Annotated in this window: 17 protein-coding genes; 5 read left to right on the top strand and 12 right to left on the bottom strand. The window is 38.6% G+C overall.

Going from position 1 to position 17,736, the window contains the following annotated elements; translation table 11 throughout:
- Positions 1-49 precede the first annotated feature (49 nt).
- Complete coding sequence (gene nhaA, locus ESV24_RS05080) at positions 50-1,378, bottom strand: Na+/H+ antiporter NhaA (RefSeq protein ID WP_111814756.1); 1,329 nt, start codon at positions 1,376-1,378, stop codon at positions 50-52.
- A gap of 217 nt (positions 1,379-1,595) precedes the next feature.
- Between nhaA and ffh the strand changes: the two genes are divergently transcribed.
- Positions 1,596-2,924 (top strand): signal recognition particle protein, encoded by a 1,329-nt coding sequence (ffh, locus tag ESV24_RS05075; protein WP_111814758.1) that lies wholly within the window; start codon positions 1,596-1,598, stop codon positions 2,922-2,924.
- Positions 2,925-3,001: 77 nt separating this feature from the next.
- Entirely contained in the window at positions 3,002-3,880 is an 879-nt protein-coding gene (locus tag ESV24_RS05070) for a bifunctional 5,10-methylenetetrahydrofolate dehydrogenase/5,10-methenyltetrahydrofolate cyclohydrolase (protein WP_111814760.1), read from the top strand.
- On the opposite strand, the gene ESV24_RS05065 is transcribed toward ESV24_RS05070, so the two are convergent.
- From ESV24_RS05065 to ESV24_RS05025, 9 genes are all read right to left on the bottom strand, one after another.
- Positions 3,877-4,317, bottom strand: a complete 441-nt coding sequence (locus ESV24_RS05065; RefSeq protein WP_111814762.1) for a YkvA family protein — start codon at positions 4,315-4,317, stop codon at positions 3,877-3,879. The two genes, ESV24_RS05070 and ESV24_RS05065, sit on opposite strands and share 4 nt — an antisense overlap.
- 62 nt (positions 4,318-4,379) lie before the next feature.
- Complete coding sequence (locus ESV24_RS05060) at positions 4,380-4,865, bottom strand: DCC1-like thiol-disulfide oxidoreductase family protein (RefSeq protein WP_111814764.1); 486 nt, start codon at positions 4,863-4,865, stop codon at positions 4,380-4,382.
- Positions 4,866-5,921 (bottom strand): AI-2E family transporter, encoded by a 1,056-nt coding sequence (locus ESV24_RS05055; protein ID WP_111814766.1) that lies wholly within the window; start codon positions 5,919-5,921, stop codon positions 4,866-4,868.
- Positions 5,918-6,346: a VOC family protein gene (locus ESV24_RS05050; RefSeq protein ID WP_111814768.1), complete on the bottom strand. Its 429-nt coding sequence runs from the start codon at positions 6,344-6,346 to the stop codon at positions 5,918-5,920. Before ESV24_RS05050 ends, ESV24_RS05055 begins: the two co-directional genes overlap by 4 nt.
- Positions 6,347-6,586: a DUF7218 family protein gene (locus tag ESV24_RS05045; RefSeq protein ID WP_111814770.1), complete on the bottom strand. Its 240-nt coding sequence runs from the start codon at positions 6,584-6,586 to the stop codon at positions 6,347-6,349.
- A 56-nt stretch (positions 6,587-6,642) separates the two neighbouring features.
- Positions 6,643-6,828 (bottom strand): hypothetical protein, encoded by a 186-nt coding sequence (locus ESV24_RS05040; protein ID WP_111814772.1) that lies wholly within the window; start codon positions 6,826-6,828, stop codon positions 6,643-6,645.
- A gap of 92 nt (positions 6,829-6,920) precedes the next feature.
- Positions 6,921-7,487 carry a hypothetical protein gene (locus tag ESV24_RS05035; protein WP_111814774.1) on the bottom strand — a complete coding sequence of 189 codons (567 nt, stop codon included), beginning with the start codon at positions 7,485-7,487 and terminating at the stop codon, positions 6,921-6,923.
- A gap of 121 nt (positions 7,488-7,608) precedes the next feature.
- A complete protein-coding gene (locus ESV24_RS05030; RefSeq protein WP_111814776.1) occupies positions 7,609-9,138 on the bottom strand; it encodes a helicase HerA-like domain-containing protein in 1,530 nt (509 codons plus the stop codon).
- A 72-nt stretch (positions 9,139-9,210) separates the two neighbouring features.
- The gene (locus ESV24_RS05025; protein WP_146743127.1) at positions 9,211-9,951 is read right to left on the bottom strand and encodes a hypothetical protein; all 741 of its coding nucleotides are present in this window, start codon (positions 9,949-9,951) and stop codon (positions 9,211-9,213) included.
- A gap of 222 nt (positions 9,952-10,173) precedes the next feature.
- Here ESV24_RS05025 and ESV24_RS05020 point away from each other — a divergent pair, with 222 nt between their 5' ends.
- Positions 10,174-10,803, top strand: a complete 630-nt coding sequence (locus ESV24_RS05020) for a 7-carboxy-7-deazaguanine synthase QueE (protein WP_111814779.1) — start codon at positions 10,174-10,176, stop codon at positions 10,801-10,803.
- Positions 10,804-10,839: 36 nt separating this feature from the next.
- On the opposite strand, the gene ESV24_RS05015 is transcribed toward ESV24_RS05020, so the two are convergent.
- Complete coding sequence (locus ESV24_RS05015; RefSeq protein WP_111814781.1) at positions 10,840-11,382, bottom strand: DUF2911 domain-containing protein; 543 nt, start codon at positions 11,380-11,382, stop codon at positions 10,840-10,842.
- Between the two features lie 299 nt (positions 11,383-11,681).
- On the opposite strand from ESV24_RS05015, the gene gyrB reads away from it, so the two are divergent.
- Positions 11,682-13,622, top strand: coding sequence for a DNA topoisomerase (ATP-hydrolyzing) subunit B (gene gyrB, locus ESV24_RS05010; RefSeq protein ID WP_111814984.1), 1,941 nt, complete (start codon positions 11,682-11,684; stop codon positions 13,620-13,622).
- A gap of 207 nt (positions 13,623-13,829) precedes the next feature.
- Positions 13,830-14,756 (top strand): malate dehydrogenase, encoded by a 927-nt coding sequence (gene mdh, locus ESV24_RS05005; RefSeq protein WP_111814783.1) that lies wholly within the window; start codon positions 13,830-13,832, stop codon positions 14,754-14,756.
- Between the two features lie 136 nt (positions 14,757-14,892).
- On the opposite strand, the gene ESV24_RS05000 is transcribed toward mdh, so the two are convergent.
- Positions 14,893-17,445, bottom strand: coding sequence for an adenosylcobalamin-dependent ribonucleoside-diphosphate reductase (locus tag ESV24_RS05000; RefSeq protein WP_111814785.1), 2,553 nt, complete (start codon positions 17,443-17,445; stop codon positions 14,893-14,895).
- Between the last annotated feature and the right edge of the window lie 291 nt (positions 17,446-17,736).

Here is a 17,736-nt window from a genome sequence, read left to right as displayed (position 1 = left end):
CAGCGTTGTTTTGGATGCTAAGTTGCTTAGAAAAATGTAAATACACTTTTTATCTTTTGCGAATAGGGCCGTGGTTAAAATTCCCTTTAACCGTATTAAAACGAAGGATGCTAAAACCAATGATAGCCGAAAGAAAAGACCCGATGAGGATACCAATCTTAGCAGAATCTATATATTCTGGACTGTTGTTAAAAGCCAAACTAGCGATAAAAATAGCCATCGTGAAACCGATACCCGCCAAAAATGAGACCCCAATTATTTGTTTGTTGGTAATATCTGAAGGTACTTCAATAATTTTTAGTTTTCTCGCCACGAAAATAATTGTTGAAATGCCGATACTCTTGCCTAAAATAAGACAGATTACAATATTAACAATCAATGCCGTCTCCAGCCCACCTTCGCTGGTTAGGGCAACCCCAGCATTGGCGAGGGCGAAAATAGGTATTACCAAATACGCCACCCAGTTATGCAGTCTATGCTCTAAATGCTGAAGTGGTGATCTGTATTTATCAGACCAGTCCTCCAAATCGTCTATTAAATCCAGTTGCTCTGGCGACAGAACTGGCTTTTGAAGAATATTACTTTTCTTAATGTTTTCTACCACACTTTCTAATTGGTCAGAAAATTCAAAAGTGCTTATTTTTTGTCTAACGGGTATTGCAAAAGCCATTAATACGCCCGCCAAAGTAGGGTGAAGGCCGGCTTTCAAAAACAATAGCCATATTACGATGCCTGCTGCAATTGTTAAGTATTCAAAATACAATTTCTTGTAACTTAAATAATAGACAACTGCTAATATTGCCAAAGCAGACCCCAACAATGTCAAGTCTAGATTACTACTATAAAATACGGCAATTACTAATACCGCACCCAAATCATCAACAATTGCAAACGCTGTCAAAAATATCTTTAAACTCAAGGGCACTCTATTGCCCAACACTTTTAAAATGGCCAACGAAAAAGCAATATCCGTGGCCATCGGTATTCCCCAGCCCTTTAAAGTGTCAGGGTTTTGATTGAGTATGATGTAAAGAATAACAGGTAGCGCAATCCCGCCTAACGCACCAAAAAGTGGAAACATTACTTTTTTGGTAGTGTTGAGTTCGCCAATTAGAAACTCTCGTTTAATCTCGAGACCAATCAAAAAGAAGAAAATAGCCATCAACCCGTCGTTTACCCAAAGAAGTAATGGTTTTTTAAGTTCAAAAGTGTCTGAAGTAATTCCTATTTCATATTGCCAAAATGACTGATAACTTCCGGCGAAGGCAGAATTTGCCCAAATCAATGCAATAATGGTAGTTGCCAACAGCAGTATTCCAGTAGAGCTTTGAAGGTTGAAGAATTTTTGAAAAGGAGAAAGTACTTTTTCTTTTACCATATATTTTTATAGGGTTTGCAATATACGAATCCTTCAATCATATTCTTGGGCGGATGCAGTTTCAAAGATACTAAGAAACAAGAAACATGAAACAAGATGCGCTGAAAAATGCCATTGAATATTGCCACTGAGTACTGAACAATGAATACTGAGCACTGACCACTGAAACCTGCCTACTTTTTTTTATCTTTGCGATTCTCAAAAAGAAAGTAACAATATGTTCGATAATTTAAGCGATAAGCTGGACAAAGCGCTGCATGTACTGAAGGGTCACGGCAGCATCACCGAAGTAAACGTAGCCGAAACTTTAAAGGAAGTGCGTCGCGCCCTTTTGGACGCCGACGTTAACTTTAAAACCGCAAAGGAGTTTACCAATACTGTAAAGGAAAAGGCATTAGGCCAAAACGTACTAACTACGCTGCAACCAGGCCAGTTGATGGTTAAATTGGTAAAGGACGAACTGACGGAATTGATGGGTGGCGAAACTGCTGGCATCAATTTAAGCGGTACGCCAACGGTTATTTTAATGTCCGGTTTGCAGGGTAGTGGTAAAACTACTTTCTCTGGAAAACTTGCCAATTATCTAAAAACCAAAAAAGCGAAAAAACCACTTTTGGTAGCTTGTGATATTTACCGTCCCGCGGCAATTAACCAATTACACGTTGTGGGAGACCAAATAGGTGTTGAGGTTTACAGCGAACCGGAAAATAAAAACCCGGTTCAAATAGCGCAAAACGCAATTGCACACGCCAAACAAAATGGTTTTAACGTGGTGATTGTAGATACCGCTGGCCGTCTTGCAATAGATGAAGCGATGATGGCTGAAATTGCTAACGTGCACAAAGCAATTAACCCACAGGAAACACTTTTTGTGGTTGATGCAATGACAGGGCAGGATGCTGTAAATACGGCAAAAACCTTTAATGAAAGATTGAATTTTGACGGAGTTGTACTCACAAAATTAGATGGAGATACACGAGGTGGTGCTGCAATATCCATTAAAAGCGTAGTAGATAAGCCAATTAAATTTATCGGTACCGGTGAAAAGATGGATGCCATTGATGTGTTTCACCCAGCCCGTATGGCGGATCGAATTTTGGGTATGGGAGACGTTGTTTCGCTCGTGGAACGCGCCCAGGAACAGTTTGATGAAGAAGACGCCAGAAAACTTCAGAAGAAAATTGCGAAGAACCAATTCGGTTTTGATGATTTTCTTAACCAAATTCAACAGGTTAAGAAAATGGGAAGCATGAAAGATTTGGTAGGAATGATTCCCGGTGCCGGAAAAGCATTGAAAGATGTTGATATCGACGACGATGCTTTTAAGGGAATTGAAGCCATAATCCATTCTATGACACCAACAGAAAGAACACAACCTTCCGTGATAAATGGAAGCCGCAAAAAACGAATTGCCTCAGGAAGCGGTACAAGTGTCCAGCAAGTAAATCAACTTTTGAAACAATTCGACCAAATGAGTAAAATGATGAAGATGATGCAAGGCGGCGGCGGAAGAAAGATGATGCAGGCAATGGGGAAGATGAGGTAAGTGAAAGAGTTAATTGTTAACGGTTAATGGAACCACCCACAATTAACTTTTAACAAATAACAAATAATATACAGCAAATGACAATACTCGACGGTAAGAAAGTTTCAAACGACATCAAAAACGAAATCGCAGCCGAAGTTGATAAGATGAAAGCCAACGGCGAAAAAGTACCACATCTTGCCGCAATTATTGTGGGTAATGATGGTGCTAGTCTTACGTATGTGGGAAGCAAAGTAAGAGCTTGCGAACGTGTTGGTTTTGAATCTACTTTGGTGAAAATGCCCGAAACCACTAGCGAATTGGAATTGCTGAAAAAAATTAAGGAGCTTAACGAAGACGATAATATTGACGGTTTTATTGTTCAGCTTCCGTTGCCTCCGCAAATTGATACCCAAAAAGTACTGCTTACCGTAGATCCTTCCAAGGATGTAGATGGTTTTCATCCGGAGAATTTCGGAAAAATGGCTTTGGATATGAGTACGTTCATTCCAGCAACGCCTTTCGGAATTCTTGAATTACTTCAAAGATATAATGTAGATACAAAAGGGAAACACACTGTTGTTATTGGTAGAAGTCACATTGTAGGAAGACCAATGAGCATCTTAATGAGCCGAAAGGGCTGGCCAGGAAACAGTACGGTAACACTAACGCACAGCAATACAAAAAATATTGCGCAAATTACTACTCAGGCAGACATTGTTATTTCGGCATTGGGAGTTCCCAATTTTTTAAAGGCCGAAATGATAAAAGATGATGCTGTAATTATAGATGTTGGAATTACTAGAGTAGAAGATGCAAGCCACCCAAAAGGCTACGTAATAACTGGCGATGTAGATTTTGAAAATGTCAGCAAAAAAGCTTCATTCATCACTCCCGTTCCCGGTGGCGTGGGACCGATGACGATTGCCATGCTTCTAAAAAATACATTGTTAGCACGCGAGCAGCGAAGCGTTTAAGCTTCTTCCCCACCAGATAGTCGCCAATCCAGATATTTGTGAAGATCGGTTTCAATCCAGCCCATTCCCATAGAAAGGACTGCCAAATCATCGATATAGCCAATTCCAGGAATAAAATCCGGAACCAGATCAAATGGATTGAAGACATAGAGTAAAGCCACAACTATGGTTGCAATAGTAAACCAAGGCACATTTGTATAACTGCCTTTTTTTACATCTTTTAGCATTGAAAACATGATTTTTCCAAGTTCTGTATATTTGCGCAAAGGACCGGCATTGCTCAATTTTTTAGAAATGGCTTCTTCATTATCCATTACTATTTCAACGTCTTCATCCTTTATTTTGGTAACTTTTTCCTCCACATAATCTTCGTTTACCTTGGAGTCCATCATAGCGATGTTTGATGGTTTCTTATCTTTCTTTTTTCCGAATAGCATAATTTGTTTTTTTTTCTTTTCTAAAAGTAAAGCTTTGAAAATTGAATACTTTTAAAATTATGTTATAAATATGTCAGCAGCACATAAACTATTGAAAAAACAAATAGTAGCAATATAAACCAATAAGGTTTTATTGCCGCGGGATCATTTCCGAAGAAGAGCTTTGTTATTTTGAGCATAAAACTTCTGTTATTAGCTATAAAATTATAAGTGTAATCGCTTACCGAAGTAAAAAATCCATTCTTAGAATATAGATTATGCCATCGGGAATCGGACTCTTCAAAATAATTAAAACTTCTATACGCAGAATCTGGTCCGCTGTAGATAGAACCATCCGTTTCAACAAGCCGGGATGCTTTTTTGAATTCTTTTAAAGGGATATCAGGATAATTCTCTGAAACCTGTTGGAATGTTCTATAAATTATGCGGTCTTCAGTTTTTGATTTCCACCGTGTGATCCAGTATTTACAAAAACCACATTCGCCATCCCAAACCATCATTGGTTTTTCAGCGGGCGGGAAGGCTGTTCTGTCTATTTTTGAAAACATTCATTTCACTATTTTTTTCAACGATTCTTCTTGGGATTCTACCTTGTATTTGCCATATTCCTTGCGGTATATTTTAACCAATACCATGAAAAGGCTGATTAACAAAGGTCCAAAGATTAAACCTATAAAACCGAAAAGAGGCACTCCAACAATAACCCCTATAAGTGTTACCAAAGGATGAACGTTGTCTAATTTCTTAAGAACGTAGAGTCTAATTATATTATCTGTTGAGCCTACAACCACAAATCCATAAATAAGAATTCCCCAAGCCTGGAAAGCGTGGCCGGTTGAAAGGGTTAGGACGAAAACAGGTAAGATTCCAATTAAAGTTCCCACAAAAGGAATCATACTTCCAATAGTTACAATAGCAAACCAAAAGAAGGGATCCTCAATTCCAAAAATAAAAAACCCTATTAACGCGATAATTCCTTGCGCTATTGCAACCATAGGTATTCCTAGCGCATTGGAGCGAACCATGGCCTGTACTTCTGAACCGATTTCCTTAAGATTATCCTTGTCCATCGGAATGTATCCTTTGAGTGATTCTCTTAAATTGGTGCGGTTCGTAAACATATAATAAAGCATAAAATACATTAAGCCGATAGCAATAAATGCATTAAAGGTACCACCCGCTAAGTTTTGTAGATTTTCCGAAAGCCAGCCGGTAATAGCAGATGGGTCTATTTGAGAGTTGAGATCATAACCTACTTTATCTTCAATTTTGCCCAGCTGCTCCTTGAGTGCGGCAACAACTTCTGCAGAATTTTCAACGGCATCTCCAATTTTATTGGTTAGCATCAAAATAATTCCTGCTATGGGGATTAGTATTCCAAAGAAAGAAAGAAGCATGAGGACTGATGCAGCAAGTGAAGGGTTCCACTTTTTTCTTGTTACCAATTTTGTCATCCAATTTCGCATTAGGACATAAATGGTAATCGCGCCTAAAACTCCGGTAAGATAGGGGAGCAGTTCCCTAAAAATAAGGGTTCCCATTGTCAAAATAAGCAAAATGACAAATATCTGTCGGATAATTTGGGTCGGAATTTGTTTTATCATTTTGCGAACAATTGGGTTAAGTCGTTAAAAGCTTTGAATTCGAGTGCGTTGCCAGCAGGATCTTTAAAAAACATGGTTGCCTGTTCGCCCACTTCACCCTCAAAACGAATGTAGGGCTCAATAATAAATTTAATATTTTTTCGCTGTAATTTTTCAGAAAAAATTTTGAAGGTTTCCATATCTAGAATAACCCCAAAATGCGGTATTGGCACGTTTTTTCCATCCACAGGATTAGTACTCGCGTTATCTTCAGTTTTTTTCTCCTTTAAATGAATTACGAATTGATGTCCAAAAAAATCAAAATCTACCCAATGGTCACTACTGCGACCTTCGGGAAGTTCAAGTACGTCTCTGTAAAACTTTCGGCAACGTTCCAAATTATCTACAGGAACGGCAAGATGAAATGGTCTTAATTGACTGCTCATTTAATTGTTCCTTAAAGCTTGAATTAATTCTTCCTTTTTCATTTTTGACCTGCCTTCAATATCTGCATTTTTGGCTTGATCATAAAGTTCGTCTTTAGTCCATTCTTCATAAGGATTTGCCTCGCCTCCTTTTTTCCAGGCGTTTGAAGAGTTCGCTATTCGCGCGGATTTTTCTTGGCTATAGCCTTTATCGCGCAGCGCTTGGTATTGCTCTTCGTTCTTAATTCTTGGGTTTGGCATGGTAATTAGATTTAAAGACAAAACCCTTTGTAGTACAAAGGGTTTGAAATTATTATTTATGATTGATCAGTATCTTTTCTATTTTTAAGTAGCCCAATACCTGCAAAAAAGAATACTATCCCTAAAATTATCAAGGCCCAAGGGCTCATCCCGACATTCATACTGCCAAATGCGCCAAGTATGCCCATCACTAAGCCAATTCCGCCGGCAATGGTTAAAACAAATCCTAAAATCTTGATCATAATGAATTAAATTTGATGGTTAATTGGATTAAAATTAAAGGAAAACATTCATTCTGTTATTAACCTTAACAAAAACTTTGCAGCGCCTGCAATTATTCAGCAGCAGGTTCCCAACCAATCATAAAATATTTGATAGGCGCAACATCGGGTATTTGACTGGCCTCAACTTTAAGATCCATGTTGTACCGAAGTTCTTCAGGTAGGCTTTTTTTGTCGATGGTTAAATAAACATCAGTCTCCTTTAAAAATATTACAACTGCATTAATGGTTGTTTCAATATTGTCAATTGTATAATTTGCTTTTACGTCTTTAAACGTACTTGCTGTGGTTAGCCCTTTTTCAGTTTTGTAACGCGCATCAAAAACCTGAACGTTTGTTATCGTTGAATTTGGGTCGTTTTCATCATCGGGAGAAAGCAATAAAAGTTTTTTTCCGCCTTTTTCATAAATTTCCACTTCACCTTGGGTTTCAAGGGCATTGGGGGATGAATTTATTTTTACGATAGAATCTTCCGCGAAGATGGAATCGATCTGTTTAATCTTTATTTCGTTATTTAAATTCCCAATAACGCCATTTTTAATTGCAAAAGGATCGCTATCCTTTCCGCATTGTACAAAAGCAAGTGAAACTATTCCTATTAGTAAAAGTGTTTTTTTCATTTATGTTTTAAATTTAAAAGTTTATGAGTTTAAGAGTTAATTGTTTTATCTTACAGCTTACAGCTTACAGCTTACAGCTTACAGCTTACAGCTTACAGCTTACAGCTTACAGCTTACAGCCTTACCGCATCATTTTTCCCAAAATGCCAAGGACACTTCTTATAACCGTAGGGCTGGAAAGAGTTTTTAGCCAAGGATTTGAAGTGCTTCTTCTGCTAGAACTACCTCGGCTAGTAGAAGTTTTTTTATAGGCTTCTTTTTCCTGTTTTGATTTTTCTTTTGCTTCTTCTTTATTTGCTATTTCTATTTTTTCATTCAACATTTCATAAGCACTTTCGCGATCTACAACTTCGTTGTATTTCGGGATTAACTTGGAGGTTTTTAATAAATCTTTTAGTTCATCATCGGTTAAAATGTCCATCCGGCTCATTGGAGCACGAAGCATTGTGCGTGCCAGTGGCGTTGGAATTCCTTTTTCATTCAGGACACTTACCAATGCTTCACCAATACCCAAAGCCGTTAAAACTTCGTCAGTTTTATAATAGTCGGAAAGCGGATAATTTTCTGCGGTTAGCTTGATTGCCTTTCTGTCTTTCGCTGTAAACGCCCTAAGTGCATGTTGAATTTTCAAACCCAATTGACTTAAAACAGCATCAGGCACATCGGTCGGATTTTGGGTTACAAAATAGAGGCCCACACCTTTGGAGCGAATCAGTTTTACAATGCTTTCAATTTGATTGAGCAGTGCGCTGCTGGCTTCGTTGAAAATTAAATGTGCTTCGTCTATAAAAATAACGAGTTCTGGCCTGCCGCTATCGCCTTGTTCGGGAAATGTGGCGTAGATTTCTGCTAAAAGGCTCAACATAAATGTTGAAAAAAGCTTTGGACGGTCCTGAATATCGGTCAAACGGATGATGTTTATATAGCCCATTCCGTTTTCATCAATACGAAGTAAATCCTGCGGATCAAAAGATTTTTCACCAAAGAAAATATCGGCGCCTTGCTGTTCCAATTCCACAACTTTACGAAGAATAGCTCCCGTGGAAGAAGAGGAAATTCGGCCATAAGCTTCGGCAAATTCGTCTTTGCCTTCATCTGTGGTGTATTGTAGTATTTTTTTGAAATCTTTTAAATCAAGCAACGGCATTTTGTAATCGTCACAGTATTTAAAGATTACTGAAACAATGCCTGCCTGAACATCGCTTAAATCTAGAATTCGAGAGAGCAGTACTGGTCCAAATTCACTAACCGTAGCACGAAGACGAACGCCTCCTTGTTCTGAAAGTGTTAATATTTCTGTAGGAAATTTTTTCGGTTCATACGGAAAGCCAATAGCAGCGTGGCGTTCTTGAATTTTGGAATTATTGGTTCCAGGCTGGGCAATACCGCTAAGGTCACCTTTAACGTCCATCAAAAGGACTGGGATTCCTTTCTCAGAAAGATTTTCGGCAATTATCTGTAGTGTTTTTGTTTTCCCAGTTCCTGTTGCACCAGCAATCAATCCGTGGCGGTTCAGGGTTTTTAGAGGGATTTTTACGTATGCATCAGTTATGGTTTCGCCTTCAAACATTGCGGATCCGAGCGTGATGAAATCACCTTTTGTAGCGTAGCCCGACTCTATGTGGTCAAAAAATGCTTGTTTGTCTGCCATTCCTGAAATTTTATTCAAAAGTAGCAATTGTACCGAAGCCTGCGAAATATCCTTAAGAATTTATGAAAAGTATTATTGCACCAATATCACACCAATATTCATATAATCTACGGACAGGGTACCTGCACTACTGTTGTCCAAATAATATTGCACATCTATAACATCGTTTGCGCTAAATGCTGCCTGAAATACGCCAGAAGTTCCCCAATACTCACTGGCACTGGGTATAAAGGCAAATCCTCTTGAAAAATAACCGTATCTAATATTGTTTTTGAAAATTGCAATAATAAATTTTCTCGCACTACCAGATGCGGTGCCATTAAAATTACGTACGTTTAATCCTGCAGAAAATTGGTAAACACCATCAACCTTAACTTTAATTTTACCATCTCCCAAAACCTCAAAAATATCGGTGTCTATACTTTTAATCTCGTTGGCGACTGCACCAATGGTAAAATTATTAAAGGTGCTATTCCCATTAATGGTTTCTGAGCCGGAGAAATCACGGTAGAGTGTCAATGTTGAAACAGTTGCACGCAATTGATTTTTCCAAGCCGTACCATTAAAAACGAAAATTGTATCGGTTGACGTATTAAAAATTGTAGCTCCTTTTAATGGTGTTGGTATGGCAAGCATTTGGGCTGTTGTCATTCGCGGTGGAACAAATGCTGCTGTGGTACTTTCAATTTCAAAAGCAGAACCATCGTCGGGGTTTGTTGTTCCTATAGCAACTTGGGAATGTGCTTTTATAAAGAAACTGAAAATTAAAATAAAAAACAATAATCGTTGAACTAATTGGGGAGGAAATATCATCTATGAGGAGTACTTTAGGGAGTTGGGGATTATAATAAAACGGAAAAATATACTTATCCCATAGATAAAAAGAAGTCGTGTTTTCTTTTTATTCAAGTTTTCGATTATTATACTATTAAATCAGATTATCGGTTAATATGCCTAAATGGTTCATTAATTTCAAAGTATTTAATTAAATCTTTGGCAAGTATATAAACTTCTCTTTTTCTACCTTTGCAGCCTATGAAAGAGGAAACTAAAATATTAGTTGAAAAGGGAGAAATGCTCCCATTAATGGAAGAGTTCTACACCATCCAAGGTGAAGGATTTCACAAAGGAACAGCCGCATATTTTATAAGAGTTGGGGGTTGTGACGTTGGCTGCCATTGGTGCGATGTAAAAGAAAGCTGGAATGCTGAACTGCATCCGCCAACTGCCATAGAGAATATTGTTGAAAACGCGGCAAAACACTCAAAAACCATTGTGATAACAGGCGGCGAACCGCTTACGTGGGACATGGGACCTTTAACCAAAATGTTGAAAGATCGTGGAATGCAAATCCACATTGAAACTTCCGGAGCTTACAAGCTAACAGGAATTTGGGATTGGGTTTGTCTTTCGCCAAAAAAAATGAAACTTCCAACGGAAGAAGTTTATAGAAAAGCAGACGAATTAAAAGTGATTGTTTTCAATAATGATGATTTCCGCTTCGCGGAAGAACAAGCTGCAAAAGTAAATGAAGAATGTATTCTTTACCTTCAACCAGAGTGGAGCAAGCGAGAAAAAATGAGTGCGTTAATTGTAGATTATGTTATGCAGAATCCGAAATGGAAAGTATCATTACAAACGCATAAATATTTAAATATTCCGTAGAGACGCACGGCCGTGCGTCTCTACGGCCCTGCGTCGCTACGCTTTCTTAAACGGAATCTCCACATAATGGTCATCCCAGCCTATCATTAAAGTAGTTCCATCCTTTTCGGGACGAAATATCATTGAAAGTGATTCAATGGGAGCTGCAGCTTCTTTGCAGTCAACCAATATTCGCGCTACGTCTTTTTCCTTCTTATAACTGTAAGCGCCCCAAACATTGGTATCGCTGTTTATAATTATGGTCCATTTGTCTTCACCAGGAATAGTATAAAGCGTGTATGTTCCAGGTTTTAAGATTGTTTGGCCGAATTTTAGGGAAGTGTAAATAGTCAATTCCGTAGCCTCATTCGCGCCCGTTCTCCAAACTTCGCCGTAAGGCACCAAATCACCAAAAACATCACGTCCTTTTTTCTGTGGACGGCTGTAGATCACTCTGGCAATAGGGGGGCTATTTTTATCAGGTCTTGCCACCACCAAATCCATAGGAGAGGCATCCATTTGGGGGAAACTCTGTGCGTTCAAATTTTGAAAAGTGAGTGATGAAACGATAAAGAGCGAAAGGAGAAATAATTTTTTCATAATGTTTTAATTTAAGGCTTAACGAATTCTAAAATAGGACTATTATTCTAATAATAAGTTTAATGAAAATCCAAAAATTCCATAAATAATAAAACCTAAGAACGTTTGTTTTGTCGAAAATAGTGTTCAACTATTACGCCAACTTCCAAATCTCTTTCAAAGCGATGAAAAAAGCTGCTTTTTTCACAGTTATTTGTTAATAACTTATCGCTTATAAATTACGGAAACCCTTAATTCTATTGGTGATTTGGTTATATTTGTTCGTTACGAAAAAAACTGAAAATCATTCAAATTATTATATGAGCGAAGAACAGAAAAAAGGCAGCTATGGCGCCGACCAGATTCAAGCGTTAGAAGGAATGGAGCACGTGCGCATGCGTCCATCTATGTATATTGGGGATGTTGGTCCACGTGGACTGCACCATTTGGTTTATGAAGTTGTAGATAACTCCATTGATGAAGCGATGGGCGGCTACTGCGACACTATTAAAGTGTGGATTAACGAAGATAACTCTGTAACTGTAGAAGATAACGGTCGTGGAATACCTGTGGATCTTCACAAAAAAGAAGGTGTTTCTGCACTGCAGGTTGTAATGACCAAAATTGGAGCAGGTGGAAAGTTTGATAAAGATTCCTATAAAGTTTCCGGTGGACTTCACGGGGTTGGGGTTTCCGTAGTGAACGCTCTTTCTGAGCATTTAACGGCTACTGTGCATCGCGACGGTAAAGTTTGGCAGCAAGAATACGAGCGCGGTAAAGCTATGTATCCTGTAAAGTCTATTGGAGAAACAGATTCTCGCGGAACAATTGTTACATTTAAACCAGATTCGCAAATATTTCAACAATCGTTGGAATATAATTATGATACACTTGCAAGTAGAATGCGTGAACTTTCCTTTTTGAATAAAGGGATTACCATTTACTTCACAGATAAAAGACATAAAGATGAAAACGGCGAATTTGAAACTGAAAAATTCCACAGTGAGGAAGGTTTAAAGGAATTTATCCGCTTTTTGGACGTAAACCGTGAGCCCATAATTGCCGATGTGATTTCAATGGAAAGTGAAAAGAACGATATTCCAGTTGAGGTTGCAATGGTTTACAACACATCTTTCAACGAAAATTTACACTCCTACGTAAACAATATTAATACACACGAAGGTGGAACCCACCTTGCTGGTTTCCGTGCTGGATTGACGCGTACTTTGAAGAAATATGCAGATGCTTCCGGGATGCTCGATAAGCTTAAATTTGAAATTGCTGGTGATGATTTCCGTGAAGGATTGACAGCGATTATTTCAGTGAAAGTTCAAGAGCCTCAATTTGAAGGCCAAACGAAAACCAAATTGGGTAACCGTGAAGTTACGGCAGCGGTGAGCCAGGCTGTTTCAGAAATGCTCGAAAACTATTTGGAAGAACATCCAAATGATGCAAAAACAATTGTTCAAAAAGTGATTCTTGCCGCACAGGCACGCCACGCGGCTCGCAAAGCTCGTGAAATGGTGCAGCGCAAAACCGTAATGAGCGGTGGTGGTTTGCCAGGAAAACTTTCAGATTGTTCTGAACAGGATCCTGTAAAATGCGAAGTATTCCTCGTGGAGGGAGATTCGGCAGGTGGAACGGCTAAACAAGGTCGCGATAGAAATTTTCAAGCTATTCTTCCATTAAGAGGAAAGATTCTGAACGTTGAAAAAGCGATGCATCACAAAGTTTTTGAAAATGAAGAAATTAGAAATATTTACACAGCACTTGGTGTAACCATTGGGACTGAAGAGGATAGTAAAGCGTTAAATCTTACAAAATTGCGCTATCACAAAGTAGTAATTATGTGTGATGCGGATGTGGATGGTAGCCACATTGCAACCTTAATTTTGACATTCTTTTTCCGTTATATGCGCGAATTAGTTGAGGCTGGCTGTGTTTACATTGCCACGCCACCACTATATTTGGTAAAAAAAGGAGCTAAAAAAGAATATGCGTGGAGTGATAAAGCACGTGACAAATTGAATGAGGATTTTGGCGGTAGCGCCACAATTCAAAGATACAAAGGTTTGGGTGAAATGAACGCAGAACAACTTTGGGATACTACAATGAATCCTGAATTTCGCACCCTGCGCCAAGTAACAATAGACAACGGTACAGAAGCAGATAGAATTTTCTCAATGCTAATGGGAGATGAAGTTCCGCCAAGAAGAGAGTTTATAGAGAAAAACGCAATCTATGCGAATATTGATGTCTAATGAAAAATAAATAATTTGAAAAGCCCATTTCTGAAATAATCAGCAATGGGCTTTTTACTTTTAACCCTTTGTTATTATAATTTTAAGCAGATAATAGTACTTTTGTGACAAGCTCAGAATGAGCTTTGAAATAGGTGTCATTTCATAATTATAACTTCAGATTTGACCCTTATTAACAAATAACAATTAACCATTAACTAAAAAGATATGAAAGTAACAGTTGTAGGAGCAGGTGCTGTGGGTGCAAGTTGTGCAGAGTACATTGCCATTAAGAATTTTGCAAGCGAAGTAGTTTTGTTGGACATTAAAGAAGGATTTGCTGAAGGAAAGGCTATGGATCTTATGCAGACGGCTTCATTAAACGGTTTCGACACTAAGATTACGGGCGTAACAAACGATTATTCCAAAACAGCCGATAGCGATATTTGTGTAATTACCAGTGGAATTCCGCGCAAGCCAGGAATGACACGCGAGGAATTGATTGGTATTAATGCGGGCATTGTAAAAGACGTTTCTTCAAACCTTGTGAAAAATTCTCCTAAAACTATTATAATCGTGGTAAGTAACCCGATGGATACTATGGCCTATTTGGTTCATAAAACTTCAGGGTTGCATAAAAATAAAATTATCGGAATGGGCGGAGCGTTAGATAGCGCACGTTTTAAATACCGTTTGGCGGAAGCTCTAGAAGCTCCCATTAGCGATGTGGACGGAATGGTGATTGGCGGTCACAGCGATACCGGAATGGTGCCGTTAACAAGATTGGCAACCCGAAATAGCGTTCCCGTAACTGCTTTTATTTCAGAAGACAGATTGAATCAAGTAATGGAAGACACCAAAGTTGGCGGCGCTACTCTTACAAAACTTTTGGGAACTTCAGCTTGGTACGCTCCGGGCGCAGCGGTTTCAGCATTGGTACAAGCCATTGCTTGCGACCAAAAGAAAATGTTCCCTTGCTCCGTAATGCTTGACGGCGAATACGGACTAAAAGACATCTGCATTGGAGCCCCAGTTATTTTGGGCCGAAATGGTATCGAAAAAATCGTAGAGCTTGAATTGAACGAAGCTGAAAAAGCACATATGAAAGAAAGTGCTGAAGGGGTTCGCAAAACCAATGATTTACTTGAATTGTAAATCTAAATGAATTTATTTATAATATTGAAAAAGCCGGCAATTTGCCGGCTTTTTTTGTTTCTCTGATTCTACTTTTATTTATAAGAATTAATTAGTCTTGATTCTTGGCTCTTTCAGCAAAGCGGTCTTGACTCTTTTACCCACATTTCGAAGACCCACAATCCTTGCAGGTCAAGCAACCTTCCTGATAAATTAGCGAAGTGCTCTTACAGTTTTCACATTTCTGTTTGCGAGCTTCCGTGCCATCTGCAACATAGCGCTTCAAAGCACGGGCAACACCGTTTTTCCAAGTGTTAATATTTTCACTATCCAGTTGCAGGCTATTGATTAGGTCAACCGCTTTTTCAATCGGCATTCCGTGGCGTAGGGTGCTTGAAATCAATTTTGCATAATTCCAGAATTCTGGGTTGAATTTATGCGAAAGCCCTTCAATAGTGGTTTTGTAGCCTCTTTTGTTTTTGTATTGAAAATCGTAACGCGAACTTCCATCCTCGTTTCGGTTTTTGATGATTGCGCCGTCATACACCCAACGCGGAACTAAAATTCCATCTTCATCATCAGCAAAACCTGTGAAAATTTCATACGGCTTTCCATCTATCAAACCGATAAAAGCAATCCATTTATCTTTACTATTTTGAAAACGAACTACGTCTGCTTCCAATACTTCCGGACGTTTTGTTGGGAAAGCCGTTAGCGTTTCATTTTCTTCCTCTTTCTTTTCTTCGTTTGAAATCAAAACCCCGGAACGAGATCCATCACGGTAAACAGTAACGCCTTTACAGCCTGCTTGCCAAGCTTCCAAATACAATTTGCCAACCAATTCTTCAGTAGCGTCATTCGGTAGATTGATAGTTACGGAAATGGAATGATCCACCCATTTCTGAACCGCGCCTTGCATTCTTACCTTACTCAACCAATCTACATCGTTAGAAGTTGCTTTGTAATATGGCGATTTTTTTACAATTTTATTCAGTTCTTCTTGGCTGTAATTTTTGCTGGTATCAAAACCACTTACTTCCATCCACTGCTTAAAACGGTGGTGAAAAACCACGTATTCTTCCCAACTGTCACCCACTTCGTCCACAAAATCAATACGGACGTTTTTATCGTTTGGGTTTACTTTTCTTCTTCGTTTGTAAACAGGCATAAATACTGGCTCTATTCCAGAACTAGTTTGCGTCATCAAGCTAGTTGTTCCGGTTGGGGCAATAGTTAGCAGCGCGATATTTCTTCGGCCGTACTCTAACATATCATAATACAATTTTTCGTCTGCATCTTTTAGGCGAAGAATAAACGGATTGTTTTTTTCTCTTTCAGCGTCAAATATTTTGAAAGCACCTCTTTCTTTTGCAGCATAAACTGAAGCGCGGTACGTTTCAATTGCCATTTTTTTATGAATTTCAACTGAAAAATCGTTACCTTCTTTACTGCCGTATTTTATACCCAAAGCGGCAAGCATATCACCTTCTGCGGTAATTCCTATTCCAGTTCTTCGGCCTTCTTCAGCTTTATTTTTAATGTTTAACCAAAGATTTTTTTCAACGGCTTTTATTTCGTCCGCCTGCGGATCAGCATCAATTTTTGCGATTATTGCATCAATTTTTTCAAGCTCCAAATCAATGATATCATCCATAATGCGTTGAGCGATTATGATGTGTTTTTTGAAGAGTTCAAAATTGAAAGCTGCATTTTTTGTGAAAGGTTCTTCAACGTATGAAAATAAGTTGATTGCCAACAAACGGCAAGAATCGTAAGGGCAAAGCGGGATTTCACCACACGGATTGGTAGAAACGGTTTTGTAGCCTAAATCTGCGTAGCAATCTGGCACCGATTCCTTAATAATTGTATCCCAAAAAAGAATACCCGGTTCGGCAGATTTCCACGCGTTATGAACTATTTTTTTCCAAAGTTTTCCTGCTTCAATTTCCTTGGTATTTTTTGGATCTTCACTGAAAATTGGGTACTTCTGCGTGTAATTTTTCCCATCTTTCACAGCTTGCATAAAAGCATCGTCCATTCTAACAGAAACGTTTGCCCCGGTTACTTTTCCTTGCTCCATTTTCGCATCTATAAAATCTTCGGAATCTGGGTGATTAATAGAAACAGAAAGCATCAAAGCGCCTCGACGCCCATCCTGCGCTACTTCACGAGTGGAGTTTGAATAACGCTCCATGAATGGAACAATCCCCGTTGAGGTTAAAGCAGAATTTTTAACAGGCGAACCTTTTGGGCGAATGTGTGAAAGGTCGTGACCCACCCCGCCACGGCGCTTCATTAATTGAACCTGCTCTTGGTCTATTTTCATAATCCCACCGTACGAGTCAGAATTGCCATCGTTGCCAATTACGAAACAGTTGGAAAGCGAAGCAATCTGGTACGGATTGCCAATACCAGCCATTGGGCTACCTTGAGGCACTATATATTTAAAATCTTTTATTGCTTCAAAAACTTCATCCTCTGTCATCGGGTTTGAATAACGTTGCTCTACGCGGGCAATTTCCTTTGCAATTCGGCGGTGCATATCTGCTGGCGTTTTCTCATAAATATTGCCTTCAGAATCTTTCAAGGCATATTTATTTACCCATACACGTGCAGCAAGATCATCACCTTTAAAATATTCAACCGAAGCGTCGAAAGCTTCATCTTGTGTGTAGGTTTGTGGCGTGGGGATGGCGGTTTTTATTTGCATATTTAATTGATTATTGGTTATTTTGAATTGAAATTTAAAGTAGGTAAATATAACTAATTAGTAACCTCAATTTGAAATTTAAAAATTAAAGTTGTCAAGAAAGCATTGTTAATAGTCTGTTATTCAGTATGATAAATATTTATTAACATTGAGAAGTTGACAAATTTTTAAAATTAAAATAATCTTTCTGAAATCTTTTTATTATTATAGATTGTTTTATCCTAAATAGAGCTTGAAATGTGATATAAGTCATTTTTTCAACGTCTGTGTGCATGGTATCTTTGTCTTGTG

Origin of the sequence: Aequorivita lipolytica (genome assembly GCF_007997135.1) — a bacterium.
GTDB lineage: Bacteria > Bacteroidota > Bacteroidia > Flavobacteriales > Flavobacteriaceae > Aequorivita > Aequorivita lipolytica.
The sequence above is the reverse complement of the archived record's forward strand: the minus strand, read 5'-3'. Positions and strand labels throughout refer to the sequence as shown.

What these genes read in the sequence shown, in the direction of transcription:
- ESV24_RS05070 (WP_111814760.1), top strand. Translation starts at nt 3,002, where the DNA reads ATGACAATACTCGACGGTAAGAAAGTTTCAAACGACATCAAAAACGAA.
- ffh (WP_111814758.1), top strand. Translation starts at nt 1,596, where the DNA reads ATGTTCGATAATTTAAGCGATAAGCTGGACAAAGCGCTGCATGTACTG.
- ESV24_RS05020 (WP_111814779.1), top strand. Translation starts at nt 10,174, where the DNA reads ATGAAAGAGGAAACTAAAATATTAGTTGAAAAGGGAGAAATGCTCCCA.
- ESV24_RS05055 (WP_111814766.1), bottom strand. Translation starts at nt 5,921, where the DNA reads ATGATAAAACAAATTCCGACCCAAATTATCCGACAGATATTTGTCATT.
- ESV24_RS05035 (WP_111814774.1), bottom strand. Translation starts at nt 7,487, where the DNA reads ATGAAAAAAACACTTTTACTAATAGGAATAGTTTCACTTGCTTTTGTA.
- ESV24_RS05030 (WP_111814776.1), bottom strand. Translation starts at nt 9,138, where the DNA reads ATGGCAGACAAACAAGCATTTTTTGACCACATAGAGTCGGGCTACGCT.
- gyrB (WP_111814984.1), top strand. Translation starts at nt 11,682, where the DNA reads ATGAGCGAAGAACAGAAAAAAGGCAGCTATGGCGCCGACCAGATTCAA.
- ESV24_RS05040 (WP_111814772.1), bottom strand. Translation starts at nt 6,828, where the DNA reads ATGATCAAGATTTTAGGATTTGTTTTAACCATTGCCGGCGGAATTGGC.
- ESV24_RS05050 (WP_111814768.1), bottom strand. Translation starts at nt 6,346, where the DNA reads ATGAGCAGTCAATTAAGACCATTTCATCTTGCCGTTCCTGTAGATAAT.
- ESV24_RS05045 (WP_111814770.1), bottom strand. Translation starts at nt 6,586, where the DNA reads ATGCCAAACCCAAGAATTAAGAACGAAGAGCAATACCAAGCGCTGCGC.
- ESV24_RS05000 (WP_111814785.1), bottom strand. Translation starts at nt 17,445, where the DNA reads ATGCAAATAAAAACCGCCATCCCCACGCCACAAACCTACACACAAGAT.
- mdh (WP_111814783.1), top strand. Translation starts at nt 13,830, where the DNA reads ATGAAAGTAACAGTTGTAGGAGCAGGTGCTGTGGGTGCAAGTTGTGCA.
- ESV24_RS05065 (WP_111814762.1), bottom strand. Translation starts at nt 4,317, where the DNA reads ATGCTATTCGGAAAAAAGAAAGATAAGAAACCATCAAACATCGCTATG.
- ESV24_RS05025 (WP_146743127.1), bottom strand. Translation starts at nt 9,951, where the DNA reads ATGATATTTCCTCCCCAATTAGTTCAACGATTATTGTTTTTTATTTTA.
- ESV24_RS05060 (WP_111814764.1), bottom strand. Translation starts at nt 4,865, where the DNA reads ATGTTTTCAAAAATAGACAGAACAGCCTTCCCGCCCGCTGAAAAACCA.
- nhaA (WP_111814756.1), bottom strand. Translation starts at nt 1,378, where the DNA reads ATGGTAAAAGAAAAAGTACTTTCTCCTTTTCAAAAATTCTTCAACCTT.
- ESV24_RS05015 (WP_111814781.1), bottom strand. Translation starts at nt 11,382, where the DNA reads ATGAAAAAATTATTTCTCCTTTCGCTCTTTATCGTTTCATCACTCACT.